The sequence below is a fragment of the Kosakonia oryzae genome (genome assembly GCF_001658025.2).
Taxonomy (GTDB): Bacteria; Pseudomonadota; Gammaproteobacteria; order Enterobacterales; family Enterobacteriaceae; genus Kosakonia; species Kosakonia oryzae.
This window is the reverse complement of sequence record NZ_CP014007.2, coordinates 5160564-5179768: the sequence shown is the minus strand read 5'-3', so window position 1 is coordinate 5179768 and position 19205 is coordinate 5160564. Positions and strand designations below refer to the sequence as shown.

The 19205-nt window shown below is 54.9% G+C and carries 18 protein-coding genes; 14 read left to right on the top strand and 4 right to left on the bottom strand.

The window, feature by feature from the left end; all coding sequences use genetic code 11:
• Positions 1-157: 157 nt before the first annotated feature.
• Positions 158-964 (bottom strand): dienelactone hydrolase family protein, encoded by an 807-nt coding sequence (locus tag AWR26_RS24525; RefSeq protein ID WP_064568860.1) that lies wholly within the window; start codon positions 962-964, stop codon positions 158-160.
• Between the two features lie 261 nt (positions 965-1225).
• Here AWR26_RS24525 and udp point away from each other — a divergent pair, with 261 nt between their 5' ends.
• The 9 genes from udp (at position 1226) to tatD (ending at position 9171) form a co-directional block, all read left to right on the top strand.
• The gene (gene udp / locus AWR26_RS24520) at positions 1226-1987 is read left to right on the top strand and encodes a uridine phosphorylase (RefSeq protein WP_043955828.1); all 762 of its coding nucleotides are present in this window, start codon (positions 1226-1228) and stop codon (positions 1985-1987) included.
• Between the two features lie 153 nt (positions 1988-2140).
• Positions 2141-3598, top strand: a complete 1458-nt coding sequence (gene rmuC / locus AWR26_RS24515; RefSeq protein WP_064569107.1) for a DNA recombination protein RmuC — start codon at positions 2141-2143, stop codon at positions 3596-3598.
• Positions 3599-3664: 66 nt separating this feature from the next.
• Entirely contained in the window at positions 3665-4420 is a 756-nt protein-coding gene (gene ubiE / locus AWR26_RS24510; protein WP_007369139.1) for a bifunctional demethylmenaquinone methyltransferase/2-methoxy-6-polyprenyl-1,4-benzoquinol methylase UbiE, read from the top strand.
• A gap of 11 nt (positions 4421-4431) precedes the next feature.
• Entirely contained in the window at positions 4432-5037 is a 606-nt protein-coding gene (gene ubiJ / locus AWR26_RS24505) for a ubiquinone biosynthesis protein UbiJ (RefSeq protein WP_064568859.1), read from the top strand.
• Positions 5034-6674, top strand: coding sequence for a ubiquinone biosynthesis regulatory protein kinase UbiB (gene ubiB / locus AWR26_RS24500; RefSeq protein WP_064568857.1), 1641 nt, complete (start codon positions 5034-5036; stop codon positions 6672-6674). The genes ubiJ and ubiB overlap by 4 nt, the downstream gene beginning before the upstream one ends.
• A 116-nt stretch (positions 6675-6790) precedes the next feature.
• Positions 6791-7054: a Sec-independent protein translocase subunit TatA gene (gene tatA, locus AWR26_RS24495; protein ID WP_064568856.1), complete on the top strand. Its 264-nt coding sequence runs from the start codon at positions 6791-6793 to the stop codon at positions 7052-7054.
• A gap of 3 nt (positions 7055-7057) precedes the next feature.
• Positions 7058-7582 (top strand): Sec-independent protein translocase protein TatB, encoded by a 525-nt coding sequence (gene tatB / locus AWR26_RS24490; RefSeq protein ID WP_064568854.1) that lies wholly within the window; start codon positions 7058-7060, stop codon positions 7580-7582.
• Positions 7583-7584: 2 nt separating this feature from the next.
• Complete coding sequence (tatC, locus tag AWR26_RS24485) at positions 7585-8349, top strand: Sec-independent protein translocase subunit TatC (RefSeq protein ID WP_064568853.1); 765 nt, start codon at positions 7585-7587, stop codon at positions 8347-8349.
• Between the two features lie 39 nt (positions 8350-8388).
• Positions 8389-9171 carry a 3'-5' ssDNA/RNA exonuclease TatD gene (gene tatD, locus AWR26_RS24480; RefSeq protein ID WP_139227973.1) on the top strand — a complete coding sequence of 261 codons (783 nt, stop codon included), beginning with the start codon at positions 8389-8391 and terminating at the stop codon, positions 9169-9171.
• Between the two features lie 7 nt (positions 9172-9178).
• On the opposite strand, the gene rfaH is transcribed toward tatD, so the two are convergent.
• The gene (rfaH, locus tag AWR26_RS24475; protein ID WP_043955816.1) at positions 9179-9667 is read right to left on the bottom strand and encodes a transcription/translation regulatory transformer protein RfaH; all 489 of its coding nucleotides are present in this window, start codon (positions 9665-9667) and stop codon (positions 9179-9181) included.
• 178 nt (positions 9668-9845) lie between these two features.
• Here rfaH and ubiD point away from each other — a divergent pair, with 178 nt between their 5' ends.
• Entirely contained in the window at positions 9846-11345 is a 1500-nt protein-coding gene (gene ubiD, locus AWR26_RS24470; protein ID WP_064568851.1) for a 4-hydroxy-3-polyprenylbenzoate decarboxylase, read from the top strand.
• Positions 11342-12043, top strand: a complete 702-nt coding sequence (gene fre / locus AWR26_RS24465) for an NAD(P)H-flavin reductase (protein ID WP_064568850.1) — start codon at positions 11342-11344, stop codon at positions 12041-12043. Before ubiD ends, fre begins: the two co-directional genes overlap by 4 nt.
• Positions 12044-12207: 164 nt before the next feature.
• Here the strand turns inward: fre and fadA are convergent, their stop codons facing one another.
• Both fadA and fadB read right to left on the bottom strand, forming a co-directional pair.
• Positions 12208-13371 carry an acetyl-CoA C-acyltransferase FadA gene (gene fadA, locus AWR26_RS24460; RefSeq protein WP_043955810.1) on the bottom strand — a complete coding sequence of 388 codons (1164 nt, stop codon included), beginning with the start codon at positions 13369-13371 and terminating at the stop codon, positions 12208-12210.
• 9 nt (positions 13372-13380) lie between these two features.
• Complete coding sequence (gene fadB / locus AWR26_RS24455) at positions 13381-15570, bottom strand: fatty acid oxidation complex subunit alpha FadB (protein ID WP_064568849.1); 2190 nt, start codon at positions 15568-15570, stop codon at positions 13381-13383.
• A gap of 189 nt (positions 15571-15759) precedes the next feature.
• Between fadB and pepQ the strand changes: the two genes are divergently transcribed.
• From pepQ to trkH, 3 genes are read left to right on the top strand one after another with little or no spacing between them, the layout of a single operon-like run.
• On the top strand, positions 15760-17091 hold the full coding sequence (gene pepQ, locus AWR26_RS24450) for a Xaa-Pro dipeptidase (protein ID WP_064568848.1): 1332 nt from the start codon (positions 15760-15762) through the stop codon (positions 17089-17091).
• Positions 17091-17705: an IMPACT family protein gene (locus tag AWR26_RS24445; RefSeq protein ID WP_064568847.1), complete on the top strand. Its 615-nt coding sequence runs from the start codon at positions 17091-17093 to the stop codon at positions 17703-17705. Before pepQ ends, AWR26_RS24445 begins: the two co-directional genes overlap by 1 nt.
• A 40-nt stretch (positions 17706-17745) precedes the next feature.
• The gene (trkH, locus tag AWR26_RS24440; protein ID WP_064568846.1) at positions 17746-19197 is read left to right on the top strand and encodes a Trk system potassium transporter TrkH; all 1452 of its coding nucleotides are present in this window, start codon (positions 17746-17748) and stop codon (positions 19195-19197) included.
• The last annotated feature ends 8 nt before the right edge of the window (positions 19198-19205 follow it).

The following is a 19205-nucleotide window of genomic DNA, read 5'->3' as shown; positions in this document are numbered from 1 at the left end:
ATCCCATCAAACTTTTTCTTAATGCAAAACGAAGCTTTCATATAAATCCGTTTCCCTTCATTCGCTGTTAATACGGTCAGAAATTAAGGGTGTTTTCATATTAGCGTTTTATCTTAAGTCTCTATTATTTGCCGGGGCGTTTCCCCCGGCACGGATACTATTTTTTATTGTACTGGGCAAACCATGCCAGCATGCGTTGCCAGCCATCTTTTGCTGACTCTTCGTGATAGCTCGGGCGGTAATCGGCATTAAAGGCATGGCCCGCTTCCGGGTAAACCACAATCTCGGCAGTAGCATTAGCTGCCCGCAGCGCCTGGCGCATGGTTTCCACGCTTTCGAGAGGAATACCGGTATCCTGCGCGCCGTATAAACCCAGCACTGGCGCGGTCAGATCGGTCGCGACATCTACCGGGTGGCGCGGCGAGTTGAGCGATTTCTCTCCCACCAGCTTACCGTACCAGGCCACCGCGGCTTTCAACTGCGGGTTATGCGCCGCATACAGCCAGGCGATACGTCCTCCCCAGCAAAAACCGGTGATCAACAATTGATGTGCGTTGCCGCCATTGCGCGCCGCCCAACTGGCGACGTGGTCGAGGTCGGCCAGCACCTGGGCATCCGGCACCTTACTGACCAGCCCGCTCAGGAGCGTCTGGATATCGGCGAAATCATTCGGATCGCCCTGGCGAAAGTAGAGCTCAGGCGCAATGGCGAGGTAACCTTCCAGCGCCAGACGGCGGCAGATATCGCGGATATGTTCATGTACGCCGAAAATTTCCTGCACCACAATGACGATCGGCAACGGGCCAGCGGCATTTTTGGGGCGGGCGTGAAACGCAGGCATACTGTCGCCCTGCGTGGGAATGGAGGTTTCGCCTGCGATTAGGGCGTCCTCCGGTGTGTGCACGATGGTGGAAGCGTGAGGCGAAGCTGCAGGTGCAAAGCCCGGCTGTTTGTTGGTTGTCATGGCATTCTCCATACCCTTTTATTAGCGCTTCAATAACTATAGACGGGAAGGCCTGGCGCGCGCGCAAATCCCCGTTTCATCGACTATCTTTGCTGCTGCGTTGTAAGATACAGCATGGTAATGTGACTTGGGTCACTAATTTATGGAAATGATATGCAAACACTTTCTATCATGGTGACGTTAATCACGAAAATAGGCGGGCGCCTTCTGTAAAGTGGCTTTTTGCCTCTCCTGATAAAACCAACCACAAAGGAGCCTGTTATGTCCAGGTCTGATGTTTTTCATCTCGGTCTCACCAAAAACGATTTACAAGGGGCTACGCTGGCCATTGTCCCTGGCGATCCGGAGCGTGTGGAAAAGATCGCCGCGCTGATGGATGAGCCGGTCAAACTGGCATCTCACCGCGAATTTACCAGCTGGCGTGCCGAACTGGATGGCAAGCCGGTTATTGTGTGCTCCACCGGCATCGGCGGTCCGTCAACGTCTATCGCCGTTGAAGAACTGGCGCAGCTTGGCATCCGCACTTTTCTGCGTGTCGGCACAACCGGGGCGATTCAGCCGCATATCAATGTTGGCGATGTACTGATTACCACCGCCTCCGTGCGCCTTGATGGCGCCAGCCTGCATTTTGCACCGATGGAATACCCGGCGGTGGCCGACTTTGCCTGCACTACGGCGCTGGTTGCAGCGGCGGATGCGATTGGCGCAACTAAACACATTGGCGTAACAGCATCGTCTGACACCTTTTACCCGGGCCAGGAGCGTTATGACACATTCTCCGGGCGCGTGGTGAAAAGCTTTAAAGGCTCAATGGAAGAGTGGCAATCAATGGGTGTGATGAATTATGAAATGGAATCCGCGACGCTGCTGACCATGTGTTCAAGCCAGGGACTGCGCGCCGGGATGGTGGCTGGGGTGATTGTGAATCGTACCCAGCAGGAGATCCCGAACGCAGAAACGATGAAACAGACCGAAAGCCACGCCGTGAAAATCGTGGTGGAAGCCGCACGTCGCCTGCTGTAATTCCTCTCTCCCGGTGCCCGGTAACGCTACGTTTACCGGGCCTGACAAATCCCTTTCCGTTTCTGCGTAGCGCCTCGCAGGAAAAGCCCTTCCCAACTGGACGTTTATACAGCACAATTCCCGCTTGTAAGAATAAGGTCTGGAGGAGGCGTGGTGGACACTTCAATCATCGTCATGGCAGCGCTGGCGCTGGCGGGATTACTGGTCGGCTGGCTGGCTGCAAGCTGGCGCGGGGCGCAGCAGCAGGCGGAATTACTTGCCGAGCAACGCGATGTGTTTAGTGAACTGAGCGCCACCCGCCAGCAGTTGGTTCAGAGCGAGCACTGGCGTGAAGAGTGCGAGCTACTCAATAACGAACTGCGCAGCCTGCAGCATATCAACAGCTCGCTGGAAGCCGATCTTCGTGAAGTCACCACCCGCCTGGAATCCACCCAGTTGCATGCGGAAGAGAAGCTACGCCAGATGCACAGCAGCGAGCAGCGTCTCAGCGAACAATTTGAAAACCTTGCGAACCGCATTTTTGAGCAGAGCAACCGGCGGGTGGATGAACAGAACCGCCAGAGCCTGAACGGCCTGCTAACGCCGCTGCGCGAGCAGCTCGACGGTTTTCGCCGTCAGGTGCAGGAGAGCTTTGGCCAGGAGGCGCGCGAACGCCATACGTTGGCGCATGAAATCCGCAATCTGCAACAGCTAAACGCCCAGATGGCTCAGGAGGCCATCAACCTGACGCGCGCATTGAAAGGCGATAATAAAACGCAGGGCAATTGGGGCGAAGTGGTGCTGACCCGCGTGCTGGAAGCGTCCGGTCTGCGCGAAGGGTACGAATATGAAACCCAGGTCAGCCTGGAAAACGACAGCCGTGCGCGTATGCAGCCGGATGTGATCGTGCGCTTACCGCAGGGCAAGGATGTCGTGATTGATGCCAAAATGACGCTGGTGGCCTACGAGCGCTACTTCAACGCCGACGATGAATTTACCCGCGAAGGCGCGCTGCAGGAGCATATCGCCTCGGTACGCAATCATATTCGCCTGTTGGGGCGCAAAGATTATCAGCAGCTTCCCGGCCTGCGCAGCCTCGACTACGTCCTGATGTTTATTCCGGTGGAACCGGCGTTCCTGATCGCCCTCGACAGGCAGCCCGAACTGATAACGGAAGCGCTGAAGAATAACATTATGCTGGTCAGCCCTACCACGCTACTGGTAGCGCTGCGCACCATCGCTAACCTTTGGCGCTATGAGCATCAAAGTCGCAACGCTCAACAGATTGCAGAAAGGGCGAGTCGGCTGTATGACAAAATGCGCCTGTTCGTTGATGACATGTCGTCCATCGGACAGAGCCTGGATAAAGCGCAGGATAACTACCGCCAGGCGATGAAAAAACTCACTGCCGGGCGCGGCAATGTGCTGGCGCAGGCGGAGGCATTTCGCGGCCTTGGCGTTGAGATTAAGCGTGAGATTAATCCAGAATTAACGGCGGAAGCTCAGGCGCAGGATGAAGAGTTTCGCCTGCGATCGGGGCAGGAAGCGGTAAACGAATATAATGAAGACAACCAGTTAGACGATGAAACGCAGCATGAGGAACCTGGCGCGAAGGCATCATCGGGCGGTTGAATCGTAGGGCAATTGCGTCCAATCTGATACACTTCACAAACAAATTCTTAAATAGCAGGCACTAAGATGGCGGAAGATTCAAAAGAGACAACACACTTTGGTTTTCAGACCGTCGCCAAAGAAAACAAAGCCGACATGGTGGCGCATGTTTTCCATTCGGTCGCGTCAAAATATGACGTTATGAACGATTTGATGTCGATGGGCATTCACCGTTTATGGAAGCGTTTTACCATTGATTGCAGCGGCGTACGCCGTGGGCAAAAAGTTCTCGATCTGGCCGGCGGAACTGGCGATTTGACCGCTAAGTTCTCACGTCTGGTGGGTGAAACCGGGCAGGTTGTGCTGGCTGATATCAACGACTCAATGCTGAAAATGGGGCGCGAAAAGCTGCGCAACATCGGCATTATCGGTAACGTTGAGTATGTACAGGCAAACGCAGAAGCGCTGCCGTTCCCGGATAATACCTTCGACTGCATTACCATCTCTTTCGGTTTGCGCAACGTAACGGAAAAAGAGCAAGCGCTGCGCTCCATGTTCCGTGTGTTGAAACCGGGCGGGCGTCTTCTGGTGCTGGAGTTTTCCAAACCGATTATTGAGCCGCTGAGTAAAGTGTACGACGCGTACTCTTTCCATGTTCTGCCGCGCATAGGCCAACTGGTGGCAAGCGATGCCGACAGCTACCGCTATCTGGCGGAATCCATCCGTATGCACCCCGATCAAGAAACCCTGAAAGCGATGATGCAGGACGCGGGTTTTGAAAACGTTGACTACTACAATCTGACCGCCGGTATTGTTGCTCTGCACCGTGGCTACAAATTCTGACAGGAGTGCGTATGCCCTTTAAGCCGATGGTGGCCGCCGGAATCGAACGCGCGCTGAATACCTTTCTCTACCGCGAGAGCGCGCTGGTTTCTGCGCGTCAGCGTCTGTACGGCAAAGTTTTACGCGTTGTTTTGCAGGAGTTCTCCTCGCCGTTTGTGCTGGTGTTTAGCGAGCAGCAGATCGACGTCCTGAGCGAATGGGAAGGAGAGGCCGACTGTTCGGTTATCACCCAGTTGCGGGTATTGCCGAAACTGCGCGATCGCCAACAACTCACTGCGCTTATCCGTAGCGGCGAGCTGGAAGTTCAGGGGGATATCCAGGTCGTGCAAAACCTGGTGGCGCTTGCCGATCTCGCTGAGTTTGATCCCGCTGAGGTGCTTGCTCCCTGGACGGGCGATATTGCTGCCGAGGGTATTAGTAAATTCCTGCGCGGTGGCGCGCGCTTGCTGCGCCATGGCGTTCAGCGTCAACAACGCTACGTCGCTGAAGTGTTAACCGAAGAGTGGCGCGTCGCGCCGGGCGCTCTGGAAGTGGCCTGGTTTGCAGAAGAGACGGCGGCCGTGGAACGTGCGACGGAAGCATTAGCTCAGCGCCTGGATAAACTGGAGGGCAAATGACGCCAGGTGAACTGCGGCGGCTCTATTTCATCATCCAGACTTTCTTGAGTTACGGGCTTGATGAGCTCATTCCCAGAATGCGTATCACCCTGCCGCTGCGGATCTGGCGCAGGATGCTGTTCTGGATGCCTAACCGGCACAAGGATAAAGCACTTGGAGAACGGCTGCGTCTTGCGTTGCAGGAACTGGGACCGGTGTGGATCAAATTCGGCCAAATGCTCTCTACTCGTCGCGATCTTTTCCCGCCGCTGATTGCCGATCAACTGGCAATGCTACAGGATCGTGTCGCGCCGTTTGACGGGCACCTCGCCAAACAGCAAATCGAAAAAGCGATGGGCGATCTGCCGGTTGAAACCTGGTTTGATGACTTCGAGATTGAACCGCTGGCGTCTGCATCGATTGCTCAGGTTCATACCGCGCGGCTGAAAGAGAGTGGCAAAGAGGTGGTGATCAAGGTGATCCGCCCGGATATTCTGCCGGTGATCAAAGCCGATCTTAAGCTTATTTACCGCCTGGCGGCGTGGGTTCCGCGCCTGCTGCCGGATGGTCGTCGTTTGCGTCCGCGTGAAGTCGTACGGGAATATGAAAAAACGCTGATCGATGAGCTGGATTTGTTGCGTGAAGCCGCCAACGCGATTCAGTTACGGCGTAATTTCGAAAACAGCCCGATGCTGTACGTGCCGGAAATCTACTCCGACTACTGTAGCCAGAATATGCTGGTGATGGAGCGCATTTACGGTATTCCGGTCTCCGATGTTGCGGCGCTGGAAAAGAACGGCACCAACCTGAAATTGCTGGCCGAGCGCGGCGTGCAGGTCTTCTTCACCCAGGTTTTCCGCGACAGTTTTTTCCATGCCGACATGCATCCCGGCAATATTTTTGTCAGCTATGACCATCCGGAGGACCCCCAGTATATCGGCATCGATTGCGGTATCGTAGGTTCGCTCAACAAAGAGGATAAGCGCTACCTGGCGGAGAACTTTATCGCCTTCTTCAACCGCGATTACCGCAAAGTGGCGGAATTGCATGTCGATTCCGGCTGGGTGCCGCCGGACACCAATGTCGAAGAGTTTGAATTCGCCATTCGTACGGTGTGCGAGCCGATATTTGAGAAGCCGCTCGCGGAAATCTCCTTTGGCCACGTGTTGCTTAATCTCTTCAATACCGCTCGTCGCTTCAATATGGAAGTGCAGCCGCAACTGGTGTTGCTGCAAAAAACCTTGCTCTATATTGAAGGCGTCGGCCGTCAGCTCTATCCGCAGCTCGATTTGTGGAAAACGGCGAAACCTTTTCTCGAAACGTGGATCAAAGATCAGGTGGGTATTCCTGCGCTGGTCCGGGCGTTAAAAGAGAAAGGACCGTTCTGGATAGAGAAAATGCCGGAGCTTCCTGAACTGATCTACAACGGTTTGCAGCAAGGTAAGCATTTGCAGTTGAGCGTTGATAAGATTGCCAGCGAATTACAGGCTAACCATGTCCGTCAGGGGCAATCCCGTTATCTGTTTGGTATTGGCGCAACATTGTTGCTTAGCGGGACGTTATTATTGATAAACCGGCCCGACTGGGGGCTGGCTCCCTTATGGGGTATCGCCGGTGGTGTTGTTGTCTGGCTGGTCGGTTGGTATAAGACACGCTAAGCTATTGGCGCGTATCGGGGGCCTGAAGCACAGACGCTGCCAACAAAGAGGCAGCGTAATGGATAATGTGTATACTGGGGCCTGTTTATAACATCATCTGTTACAGAGGACTATGTATGGGTGGTATCAGTATTTGGCAGTTGTTGATTATTGCAGTTATCGTCGTGCTGCTGTTCGGGACGAAAAAACTCGGTTCGATTGGCTCCGATCTTGGCGCTTCCATCAAAGGCTTTAAAAAAGCCATCAGCGATGACGATAAAGAGGAAAAGCAGGATAAATCGGCACAAGATGCAGATTTCACAGCGAAATCCCTCTCTGATGATGCAAAATCCAACGACGCTAAAAAAGACGAAAAACGTCACGACAAAGAGCAGGTGTAATTCGTGTTCGATATAGGTTTTGGCGAACTGTTACTTGTTTTTATCATCGGTCTCGTTGTGCTGGGGCCGCAGCGTCTGCCTGTGGCCGTGCGTACTATTGCGGGCTGGGTCCGCGCATTACGCTCGCTGGCAACAACGGTGCAGAATGAATTGACGCAGGAGCTGAAGCTGCAGGAGTTCCAGGACAGTCTGAAAAAGGTTGAGAAAGCGAGTCTGGAAAACCTGACGCCGGAGTTGAAAGAGTCAATGGACGAACTGCGCCAGGCGGCGGAATCGATGAAACGCTCATACAGCCTTCACGATGCCGAAAAAGCGAGCGATGAAGCAAATACCATCCATAACCCGGTGGTGAAAGAGAGCGAAGCGCAGCGCGAAGGTGTTACGCCGTCTACTGCTGAGCATCAGGTCAGCGCGCCGCAGCAAGCTCCCGAAGCCGGTGAAGTGAAAAAATCGCTGGCGGTGAACCCCGCGGTAAAAGACACGGCTCCGCTTTCCGACTCCTCACCTTCTTCAAGTGAAAAATCCTGAACATGGCTGTAGACGATACCCAACCGCTTATTGCGCATCTTATTGAGCTGCGTAAGCGTCTGCTGAACTGCATTATCGCCGTCATGGTGATTTTCCTCGCGCTGGTTTACTTCGCGAATGATATCTATCAGCTCGTTTCCGCTCCGCTCATCAAACAGATGCCGGTCGGGGCGACAATGATCGCCACGGATGTTGCCTCACCGTTTTTTACGCCGATCAAGCTGACCTTTATGGTGTCGCTGATCCTCTCGGCGCCGGTCGTTCTGTATCAGGTATGGGCATTTGTTGCTCCCGCGTTGTATAAGCATGAGCGCCGCCTGGTCGTGCCGTTGCTGATCTCCAGTTCGTTGCTGTTCTATATCGGCATGGCATTCGCCTACTTTGTGGTGTTTCCGCTGGCGTTTGGCTTCCTGACGCATACCGCGCCGGAAGGGGTGCAGGTTTCTACTGACATCGCCAGCTATCTGAGCTTCGTCATGGCGCTGTTTATGGCTTTCGGTGTCTCGTTTGAAGTGCCGGTAGCCATTGTGCTGCTGTGCTGGATGGGGGTCACCACGCCTGCCGATCTGCGGCAAAAGCGTCCTTATGTGCTGGTCGGTGCATTTGTCGTTGGCATGTTGCTGACGCCGCCGGATGTCTTCTCGCAAACGCTGCTGGCAATACCGATGTATTGCCTGTTTGAAATTGGCGTTTTCTGCGCCCGCTTTTATGTCGGCAAGCGTCGTATTAGCGACGATGAAAACGACACAGAAACCAGTGAAGAGTAACAAACCGCCCGTCAGGGCGGTTTTTGTATGGGAAAGAGCATGTTTGATATCGGCGTCAATTTGACCAGTTCGCAGTTTTCCAGAGATCAGCGCGAGGTAGTCGCACGTGCGCAAGCGGCGGGCGTCACCGGCATGTTGATAACCGGTACCAATCTGCATGAGAGTCAGCAGGCGCAACAGCAGGCACAGCGCTACCGCCACTGCTGGTCAACAGCGGGCGTGCATCCTCATGACAGCAGTGGCTGGACGACGGAAACTGCGCAGGCTATCCGTGCGCTGGCATCATTGCCGGAAGTGGTGGCCGTGGGAGAGTGCGGGCTGGATTTCAATCGCAATTTTTCCACGCCGCGTGAACAGGAATATGCCTTTAGCGCCCAGTTGGCGCTGGCTGCTGAACTGAATATGCCAGTTTTTCTGCACTGTCGCGATGCGCATGAGCGCTTTCTGGCGCTGTTGGATCCATGGCTGAATAAGCTACCAGGTGCCGTGTTGCACTGCTTTACCGGCTCGGCGCAGGAGGCCAGAGATTGCCTCGATCGTGGTATGTACCTTGGGATTACCGGCTGGGTGTGTGATGAACGTCGTGGGCAGGAATTACGCGAAGTAGTGCCACTGATTCCGGCCGAGCGGTTGCTTATCGAAACGGATGCACCTTACCTGTTGCCACGCGATCTGGTGCCGAAGCCCACATCGCGGCGTAATGAACCGGCGTTATTGGGACATATTCTCGCCACGGTCGCATCGCTGCGTGGCGAAGAGGTTCAGTGGCTGGATTCGGTAACGGATAAAAACGTTCAGCGTCTGTTTGGCATCGCGTTTTAACGCTGCTTCAGGCCTTACGGAAATCGGTATTTTTGACGCTTTGCAGCACCTGCTTATTCAGCATATGCAGCAGCAACATCGAGCGGGTTTCGCCGTCAGGCTCTTTAAAGATCGCCTGCAACCCTTCAAGCGCGCCTTCGGTAATCACCACATCATCGCCTGGAAAGGGCGTTTCGGGATCGGTCACGCCTTCCGGCTGATAGAGCGAAAGCTGATGGATAACCGAGGGGGGAACGCGGGCCGGGTGCATACCAAAACGCACAAAGTGGCTGACGCCGCGCGTGGCGTTAATAGTGGTGGTATGAATCACCTCGGGATCAAACTCTACAAACAAATAGTTGGGAAAAAGCGGTTCATTCACAATTGTGCGTTTGCCGCGTACGATTTTTTCCAGGGCGATCATCGGCGTCAGGCAACTGACCGCCTGGCGTTCGAGATGCTCCTGGGCGCGCTGGAGCTGGCCTCGTTTGCAGTAAAGTAGATACCAGGATTGCATAATGACTCTTTTCCGTAAGTTCGGGCGAAAGAATATCAAAACCGCAGCACGATGGCTAAGTTCATTATAACGCTCACGCCAGGCGCTGCTGAATTTCACGTCGATTTAACAAAAATACAGCAACCTCAGATTGAACACCGTATAATAAAGCGCTTATCTGGAGGCGATAATACACCGCATGAAATACAACGACCTACGCGACTTTTTGACATTGCTCGAGCAGCAAGGGGAACTGAAGCGCATCACGCTGCCGGTTGACCCTTATCTGGAAATGACCGAAATAGCCGATCGCACCCTGCGTGCTGGCGGCCCGGCGTTGCTGTTTGAGAATCCGAAAGGTTACACGATGCCGGTGCTATGTAATCTGTTCGGTACGCCGCGTCGCGTCGCGCTGGGTATGGGGCGGGAGGATGTCAGCGCGCTGCGTGAAGTGGGTAAGTTGCTGGCGTTCCTGAAAGAGCCTGAACCGCCAAAAGGTTTCCGCGATCTCTTCGATAAGCTGCCGCAGTTTAAGCAAGTGCTGAATATGCCAACGAAACGTCTGCGCGGCGCGCCCTGTCAGCAAAAAGTGTTGCAGGGCGACGAGGTCGATTTGACCACCATTCCCATCATGCAGTGCTGGCCGGACGATGCCGCGCCGCTGATTACCTGGGGGCTGACGGTGACCCGTGGTCCGCACAAAGAGCGGCAGAACCTGGGGATCTATCGTCAGCAGCGGATCGGTAAAAATAAGCTGATCATGCGCTGGCTCTCCCACCGTGGCGGTGCGCTGGACTTCCAGGAGTGGCAGGCTGCGCATCCCGGCGAGCGTTTCCCGGTGTCGGTTGCGCTGGGTGCCGATCCGGCGACCATTCTTGGCGCAGTAACGCCGGTGCCGGACACGCTCTCTGAATACGCTTTTGCCGGGCTGCTGCGCGGTACAAAAACTGAAGTGGTGAAGTGCGTTTCCAACGATCTTGAAGTACCTGCCAGCGCGGAAATTGTACTGGAAGGCTACATCGAGCCGGGTGAAATGGCTCCTGAAGGGCCGTATGGCGACCATACAGGTTACTATAATGAAGTTGATAACTTCCCGGTGTTTACGGTAACGCACATTACCCGGCGTGAAGACGCGATTTACCACTCTACCTATACCGGTCGTCCGCCCGATGAGCCGGCGGTGCTGGGGGTGGCGTTAAACGAAGTATTCGTGCCGATCCTGCAAAAGCAGTTTCCGGAAATTGTCGATTTCTATCTGCCGCCGGAGGGTTGCTCCTATCGCCTGGCCGTCGTGACAATGAAGAAACAGTACGCGGGCCATGCAAAACGCGTCATGATGGGCGTCTGGTCTTTCCTGCGCCAGTTTATGTACACCAAGTTTGTGATCGTGTGCGATGACGATGTGAACGCGCGCGACTGGAATGATGTGATTTGGGCGATCACCACCCGTATGGATCCCGCGCGGGATACCGTTCTGGTGGAAAACACGCCGATTGATTACCTGGACTTTGCCTCGCCGGTTTCCGGTCTTGGCTCAAAAATGGGGCTGGATGCCACCAATAAATGGCCGGGGGAAACCCAGCGTGAATGGGGACGCCCAATCAAAAAAGATCCTCAGGTGACGGCGAGAATTGACGCCATCTGGGATGAACTGGCCATATTGAATGACGAAAATAGACCCGACAGAGAGAGCGCATGACAACCTTAAGCTGTAAAGTGACCTCGGTAGATGCCATCACTGATACCGTATATCGTGTCCGTTTAGTGCCGGAGGCGGCTTTTTCGTTTCGCGCTGGTCAGTATCTGATGGTGGTAATGGATGAGCGAGACAAGCGTCCTTTCTCAATGGCCTCTACGCCGGATCAGCATGATTATATTGAACTGCATATTGGTGCGTCAGAGCTGAATCTCTATGCCATGGCGGTGATGGACCGCATTCTGAAAGATCGCGAAATTGTTATCGACATTCCGCATGGCGATGCCTGGCTGCGTGATGACGAGGAGCGCCCGATAGTGCTGATCGCAGGCGGTACCGGTTTCTCTTATGCGCGCTCGATTCTGCTGACTACCCTCGCGCAAAACCCGAACCGTGAAGTGAGTATTTACTGGGGCGGACGCGAGGAGAAGCATCTGTACGATTTGGCCGAGCTGGAAGCCCTGTCGGTGGATCACCCGAATCTGCGTGTGGTGCCGGTGGTTGAGCAGCCGGAAGAGGGTTGGCGCGGTCGTTCTGGTACGGTGCTGGCAGCGGTGATGCAGGATTTTGGTTCGCTCTCTGAACACGATATTTATATCGCAGGTCGTTTCGAGATGGCGAAGATTGCCCGTGACCTGTTTTGCAATGAGCGCGGCGCGCGTGAAGATCGCCTGTTTGGCGATGCATTTGCTTTCATTTGATCAAAAAACCCGCCCCTGACAGGCGGGAAAAACGGCAACCAGATTCTCTCTTCGCATTTTTAGTAGGCCGGATAAGTCGCTTGTGCCGCCATCCGGCCATGTAAGCCGGGGGCGCTTCGCTTGCCCGGCCTGCACTCTACGTTGAGACAGATTCGTTCAAAGCGTTATACGCGTTCAAACACCGTAGCGATCCCCTGACCTAAACCAATACACATCGTCGCCAGACCAAGCTGGGCATCTTTGCGTTCCATCAGGTTCAGCAGCGTGGTGCTGATGCGCGTACCTGAACACCCCAGCGGATGGCCAAGAGCGATTGCACCTCCGTTCAGGTTGATCTTCTCGTCGATCTGCTCCATCAGCCCAAGATCTTTTATGCACGGCAGGATCTGTGCGGCAAAGGCTTCATTCATCTCAAACAGATCGATATCGCTGGCAGTCAGTCCGGCTTTTTTCAGCGCCAGCTGCGAGGCCGGAACCGGGCCGTAACCCATGATTGACGGATCGCAGCCGACCACCGCCATTGAACGGATGCGGGCGCGCGGCGTCAGGCCCAATTCACGGGCGCGGCTGGCGCTCATGACCAGCATCGCGGAGGCACCATCTGACAGAGCGGATGATGTTCCGGCGGTAACCGTGCCGCTAACCGGATCAAAAGCTGGTCGCAGCGTGGACAGCGCTTCGACGGTGGTTTCCGGGCGGATCACTTCGTCATAATTAAACTGCTTCAATACGCCATCGGCATCGTGACCGCCGGTGGGAATGATCTCGTTTTTGAACGCGCCGGATTGCGTGGCCTGCCAGGCGCGGGCGTGGGAACGTGCGCCAAACGCATCCTGCATTTCACGGCTGATGCCGTGCATGCGCGACAGCATTTCGGCGGTCAGCCCCATCATGCCCGCCGCTTTTGCGACGTTGCGGCTCATGCCTGGATGGAAATCGACGCCGTGGCTCATCGGCACGTGGCCCATATGCTCAACGCCGCCCACCAGACAGACTTGCGCATCGCCGGTCATGATCATCCGCGCCGCATCATGCAGCGCCTGCATTGACGAACCACACAGACGGTTGACGGTGACGGCGGGGACGGAATGAGGGATTTCCGCCAGCAGCGCGGCGTTGCGGGCAATGTTGAAACCCTGCTCCAGCGTCTGCTGTACGCAGCCCCAGTAAATATCGTCGATGGCGCTGGCTTCCAGCGCCGGGTTACGTGCCAGCAGGCTACGCATCAGATGGGCGGAGAGGTCCTCCGCGCGCACGTTGCGGAAAGCGCCGCCTTTTGAACGGCCCATCGGTGTGCGAATTGCATCGACAATGACAACCTGTTCCATTGTGACTCCTTAAGCCGTTTTTAACTCGCCCACCGGGCGCGCAGGTTCTACCGCAGGGTAATAAGGCTCGTTGCGGCGCGCTTTTTCGCGCAGCCCGGCCGGTACTTCATACAGCGGCCCGAAGTGCTGATAGTGCTGTGCCATATCGAGATATTTTGCGCTGCCGATCGTATCCAGCCAGCGGAATGCGCCGCCGTGGAACGGCGGGAAGCCAAGACCATATACCAGCGCCATATCCGCTTCGGCAGGGCTGGCGATAATCCCTTCTTCCAGACAACGCACCACTTCATTGACCATTGGGATCATCATGCGGGCGATAATCTCTTCATCGCTGAAATCCTGTTTGCCTTTGCTGATTTCGGCCAGCATGCTGTCAACGGCGCTGTCTTCTTCTTTCTTCGGTTTGCCTTTACTGTCTTCTTTATAGCGCCAGAAACCGAGCCCGTTTTTCTGCCCAAAACGGTGTGCGTCAAACAGCGCATCGATGGCATCGCGATAATCTTTCTGCATGCGCTGCGGGAAACCGGCCGCCATCACCGCCTGGGCGTGATGTGCGGTATCAATGCCCACAACGTCCAGCAGATACGCCGGGCCCATCGGCCAGCCGAACTGTTTCTCCATCACTTTGTCGACTTTGCGGAAATCCGCGCCGTCGCGCAGCAACTGGCTAAACCCGGCAAAGTAAGGGAACAGTACGCGGTTGACGAAGAAACCTGGGCAGTCATTGACCACGATCGGCGTTTTGCCCATTTTGCTCGCCCAGGCCACTACTTTGGCGATGGTTTCATCGGACGTTTTCTCTCCGCGAATCACTTCAACCAGTGGCATACGGTGTACCGGGTTGAAGAAGTGCATGCCGCAGAAATTTTCCGGGCGTTTCAGCACGCTGGCGAGTTCACTGATGGGAATGGTGGAGGTATTTGATGCCAGTACGGTATCCGGACGGACTTTGTCCTCCGTTTCCGCCAACACCGCTTTTTTCACTTTCGGATTTTCCACGACCGCTTCGACTACCACGTCGGCGCGTTCAAAACCGGCATACTCAAGTGTTGGCTGAATGGTTGCAATCACGCTGGCCAGTTTCAGCCCGTCGATTTTACCGCGCTCGAGCTGTTTGTTCAGCAGCTTGCCTGCTTCATTAATGCCAAGTGCAAGGGATTTCTCGTTGATATCCTTCATTAATACCGGCACGCCTTTCCAGGCTGACTGGTAAGCAATGCCGCCGCCCATAATGCCTGCGCCAAGTACCGCAGCCTGTTTGGGCGTTTCGACATTTTTGGTCAGTTTCTTCGCCTGACCTTTTACATATTGGTCGTTCAGGAAAATCCCGACCAGCGCACGGGCCTCGTTGGTATGGGCGAGCGGAACGAAGCTCTGGTTTTCCAGCTTCAGCGCTTCGTCACGGCCAAATCTTGCCGCAGCTTCAATGGTTTTGACCGCCGTGATCGGTGCCGGATAGTGTTTCCCGGCGGTTTGCATCACCATGCCTTTGGCAATGGTAAAGCTCATGGCAGCTTCAATTTTGCTGAGCTTCAGTGGCTCCAGCTTCGGCTGACGTTTTGCTTTCCAGTCCAGATCGCCGTTAATGGCCTGCCGCAGAATGGCGATGGCGCCTTCACGCAGTTTTTCCGGCTTCACAATGCCATCCACCAGGCCGATTTTCAGCGCTTGCTCGGCATCAACATCTTTCCCGGCCGCGATGATCTCCAGCGCGCTGTCTGCACCCAGCAGGCGTGGCATACGTACTGAGCCGCCAAAGCCTGGCATGATGCCAAGTTTGGTTTCCGGCAGGCCAATACGCAGGTCCGGCGTCGCCAGGCGATAGTCTGTCGCCAGCACGCATTCGCAACCGCCGCCGAGCGCATAGCCATTCACCGCAGAAATCGTTGGGACGGGTAAATCTTCCAGGCGGTTAAACACGCTATTGGCAAAATGCAGCCACTGGCTCAACTGCTCTTCCGGCACGAGGAACAGGGAGAGGAATTCGGTGATATCAGCGCCGACAATAAAGGCCGCCTTCTCTGAACGCAGCAGCAGCCCTTTTAAATCTGATTGCTTTTCCAGTACAGCCAGCGCTTCGCCAAGGCTGGCGACGGTGGCGGTATCAAGCTTGTTAACTGAGCCGGGCGCATCGAACACCAGTTCCGCGATGCCATCTTCCAGCCAGTTTAGGTACAGGTTATTGCCTTTGTAGAGCATGTCAGTCTCCTGAATCCAGCGATGATCTGGTCGTACCAGATGAAGCGGAGTGTGGTTTTTATGTTAATAAATTGCAAATAAATGATTAAAAAATTGCTGAGTGGATCACGCTCGGTGGAAATCACCCAGTAGCAGGCAGGTGTGCTAAGATGCGGAGACTTGAGGTCGCAATAAACAGAAGGAAAAACGATGGACTCACTGGCAGAGCTTTATAAAAATCATATTGTTACGTTACAGAAGCGCACCCGTGATGTGCTGGCGCGCTTTAAGCTCGACGCGTTACTTATTCACTCTGGCGAGCTATTTAACGTCTTTCTTGATGACCATCCCTATCCGTTTAAAGTGAACCCGCAGTTTAAAGCCTGGGTGCCGGTGACGCAGGTGCCGAACTGCTGGCTGCTGGTAGATGGTGTGAACAAACCGAAGCTGTGGTTCTACCTGCCGGTGGATTACTGGCACAACGTTGAACCGCTGCCGACTTCCTTCTGGACTGACGAGGTAGAGGTGATTGCTCTGCCGAAAGCGGACGGCATTGGCAGCCAGTTGCCTGCGGCGCGCAGCAATATCGCCTATATTGGTCCGGTTGCCGAACGCGCGTTGAGCCTCGACATTGCCGCCAACAACATCAACCCGAAAGGGGTGATCGATTACCTGCATTACTACCGTGCCTATAAAACCGATTATGAACTGGCCTGCATGCGTGAAGCGCAGAAAACGGCGGTAATGGGCCATCGCGCGGCGCATGAAGCCTTCCAGTCCGGCATGAGCGAGTTCGACATCAATCTGGCTTACCTGACCGCGACCGGCCATCGTGATACCGATGTCCCTTACAGCAATATCGTGGCGCTGAACGAACATGCGGCGGTGCTGCATTACACCAAACTGGATCACCGCGCGCCGGCTGAGATGCGCAGCTTCCTGCTGGATGCTGGCGCGGAATACAACGGTTATGCCGCCGACCTGACGCGTACCTGGGCGGCGAACAGCGACACCGATTATGCCCAGTTGGTGAAAGACGTAAATGAAGAACAACTGGCGCTGATCGCCACCATGAAAGCGGGCGTCAATTACGTTGAGTACCATATTCAGTTCCATCAGCGTATTGCGAAGCTGCTGCGCCGCCATCAAATTATCACCGATATCAGTGAAGAAGCGATGGTTGAACAGGACATCACCGGGCCGTTTATGCCGCATGGTATTGGCCATCCGCTGGGGCTGCAGGTGCATGATGTTGCGGGGTTTATGCAGGATGACAGCGGTACACATCTGGCGGCGCCGTCAAAATATCCCTATCTGCGCTGCACGCGTGTAATGGAGCCGCGTATGGTGTTGACTATCGAGCCGGGCATCTACTTTATTGAATCGCTGCTTTCATCGTGGCGCGAGGGGCCGCTCAGCAAACACTTCAACTGGCATAAAATTGACGCGTTAAAACCGTTTGGCGGTATCCGCATCGAAGATAACGTGGTTATTCACGAGAACAGCATTGAAAATATGACGCGGGATCAGAAGCTGGCGTAATGGAGAGCTGGCTGATACCGGCTGCGCCGGTCACCTTTAGCGAGGAGATCAAAAAGAGCCGTTTTATTACGCTGTTGGCGCATACCGACGGCGTGGAGGCAGCGAAGGCGTTTGTCGAAACTGTTCGGGCGGAGCACCCGGACGCCCGCCACCATTGTGTGGCGTGGGTTGCCGGGCCGCCGGATGATTCGCAGCAGTTGGGGTTTTCTGACGATGGCGAACCGGCGGGTACCGCAGGGAAGCCGATGCTGGCTCAGTTGATGGGCAGCGGTGTTGGCGAAATTACGGCGGTGGTGGTGCGCTATTATGGAGGCGTTTTATTGGGAACCGGCGGGCTGGTGAAAGCCTACGGCGGCGGTGTCCAGCAGGCGCTTCATCAACTCGCGACAACCCGCAAAATGCCGTTAACCGAATATACTTTGTGGTGTGATTACGCACAGTTGAGCGGAGTCGAAACGTTGCTTGAGCAATTTGAGGGGAAAATTGTTGCGAGCGAGTATCAGGCTTCCGTGTATCTGCGGGTGGCGCTTCCTCACAGCAGACTGGACGCATTTTCGGCAAGGCTCGCTGATTTTAGTCGTGGCACATTGCAATTGTTAAAAACTGAAGAATAATCCCCACCTGATTTTCTGAACACCTAAGGAAGCGGCAGAGATGCATTTTCGCGCCATAACCCGAATCGTTGGACTGCTGGTCATCCTCTTTTCCGGGACGATGATCTTACCTGGACTGGTAGCCCTTATTTACCGTGATGGTGCGGGCCGTGCATTCACGCAAACCTTCTTCGTCGCGCTGGTGATTGGTTCTATTCTTTGGTGGCCGAACCGCCGTGAGAAAGGGGAGTTGAAATCCCGCGAAGGGTTTTTGATTGTCGTGCTGTTCTGGACGGTGCTGGGGAGCGTGGGGGCGTTGCCGTTCGTCTTTTCCGAAAGCCCGAATCTGACGGTGACAGATGCTTTTTTTGAATCCTTCTCGGGCCTGACAACGACCGGGGCGACCACGCTGATTGGGCTGGATTCGTTGCCGCATGCGATTCTTTTCTATCGCCAGATGCTGCAATGGTTCGGTGGGATGGGGATCATCGTGCTGGCGGTGGCCATCCTGCCAATTCTTGGCGTCGGCGGGATGCAGCTCTATCGCGCCGAAATGCCGGGGCCGCTGAAAGATAACAAAATGCGCCCGCGTATTGCTGAGACGGCGAAAACCCTATGGCTTATTTATGTGTTGCTTACGGTCGCTTGCGCGCTGGCGCTATGGTTTGCCGGAATGCCAGCTTTTGACGCCATTGGACATAGTTTTGCCACCATCGCGATTGGTGGTTTCTCTACGCATGATGCCAGCATTGGCTATTTCAACAGCCCCACTATCAACACCATCATTGCTATCTTCCTGCTGATTTCCGGGTGTAACTACGGTTTGCACTTCTCATTGCTGAGCGGGCGTAGTCTGAAAGTTTACTGGCGCGATCCGGAATTCAGAATGTTTATTGGCGTACAACTGACGCTGGTGGTCATCTGCACCGTGGTGCTGTGGTTCCATAATATCTACAGCTCGGCGTTGATGACGATTAACCAGGCTTTCTTCCAGGTGGTCTCAATGGCGACCACGGCCGGGTTTACGACCGACAGTATCTCCCGCTGGCCGCTTTTCTTGCCGGTGTTGTTGCTCTGTTCCGCTTTTATCGGCGGCTGCGCCGGTTCGACGGGCGGCGGTCTGAAGGTGATCCGCATTCTGCTGCTGTTTAAGCAGGGCAACCGCGAGCTGAAAAGACTGGTGCATCCGAATGCGGTGTACAGCATTAAGTTGGGTAATCGTGCATTGCCGGAACGTATTCTTGAAGCGGTGTGGGGCTTCTTCTCCGCTTATGCGCTGGTCTTTATCGTCAGCATGCTGGCGATCATCGCCACGGGAGTAGATGACTTTTCAGCATTTGCCTCTGTGGTTGCGACGCTCAATAACCTTGGGCCGGGGCTGGGTGTGGTAGCGGATAATTTTGCCAGCATGAATCCGGTCGCCAAATGGGTGCTCATCGCGAATATGCTGTTTGGTCGTCTGGAGGTCTTCACGTTGCTGGTACTGTTTACCCCGACCTTCTGGCGCGAATAATGGAGTGT

What these genes read in the sequence shown, in the direction of transcription:
- AWR26_RS24525 (WP_064568860.1), bottom strand. Translation starts at nt 964, where the DNA reads ATGACAACCAACAAACAGCCGGGCTTTGCACCTGCAGCTTCGCCTCAC.
- udp (WP_043955828.1), top strand. Translation starts at nt 1,226, where the DNA reads ATGTCCAGGTCTGATGTTTTTCATCTCGGTCTCACCAAAAACGATTTA.
- ubiE (WP_007369139.1), top strand. Translation starts at nt 3,665, where the DNA reads ATGGCGGAAGATTCAAAAGAGACAACACACTTTGGTTTTCAGACCGTC.
- ubiJ (WP_064568859.1), top strand. Translation starts at nt 4,432, where the DNA reads ATGCCCTTTAAGCCGATGGTGGCCGCCGGAATCGAACGCGCGCTGAAT.
- ubiB (WP_064568857.1), top strand. Translation starts at nt 5,034, where the DNA reads ATGACGCCAGGTGAACTGCGGCGGCTCTATTTCATCATCCAGACTTTC.
- tatA (WP_064568856.1), top strand. Translation starts at nt 6,791, where the DNA reads ATGGGTGGTATCAGTATTTGGCAGTTGTTGATTATTGCAGTTATCGTC.
- tatC (WP_064568853.1), top strand. Translation starts at nt 7,585, where the DNA reads ATGGCTGTAGACGATACCCAACCGCTTATTGCGCATCTTATTGAGCTG.
- tatD (WP_139227973.1), top strand. Translation starts at nt 8,389, where the DNA reads ATGTTTGATATCGGCGTCAATTTGACCAGTTCGCAGTTTTCCAGAGAT.
- rfaH (WP_043955816.1), bottom strand. Translation starts at nt 9,667, where the DNA reads ATGCAATCCTGGTATCTACTTTACTGCAAACGAGGCCAGCTCCAGCGC.
- ubiD (WP_064568851.1), top strand. Translation starts at nt 9,846, where the DNA reads ATGAAATACAACGACCTACGCGACTTTTTGACATTGCTCGAGCAGCAA.
- fre (WP_064568850.1), top strand. Translation starts at nt 11,342, where the DNA reads ATGACAACCTTAAGCTGTAAAGTGACCTCGGTAGATGCCATCACTGAT.
- fadA (WP_043955810.1), bottom strand. Translation starts at nt 13,371, where the DNA reads ATGGAACAGGTTGTCATTGTCGATGCAATTCGCACACCGATGGGCCGT.
- fadB (WP_064568849.1), bottom strand. Translation starts at nt 15,570, where the DNA reads ATGCTCTACAAAGGCAATAACCTGTACCTAAACTGGCTGGAAGATGGC.
- pepQ (WP_064568848.1), top strand. Translation starts at nt 15,760, where the DNA reads ATGGACTCACTGGCAGAGCTTTATAAAAATCATATTGTTACGTTACAG.
- AWR26_RS24445 (WP_064568847.1), top strand. Translation starts at nt 17,091, where the DNA reads ATGGAGAGCTGGCTGATACCGGCTGCGCCGGTCACCTTTAGCGAGGAG.
- trkH (WP_064568846.1), top strand. Translation starts at nt 17,746, where the DNA reads ATGCATTTTCGCGCCATAACCCGAATCGTTGGACTGCTGGTCATCCTC.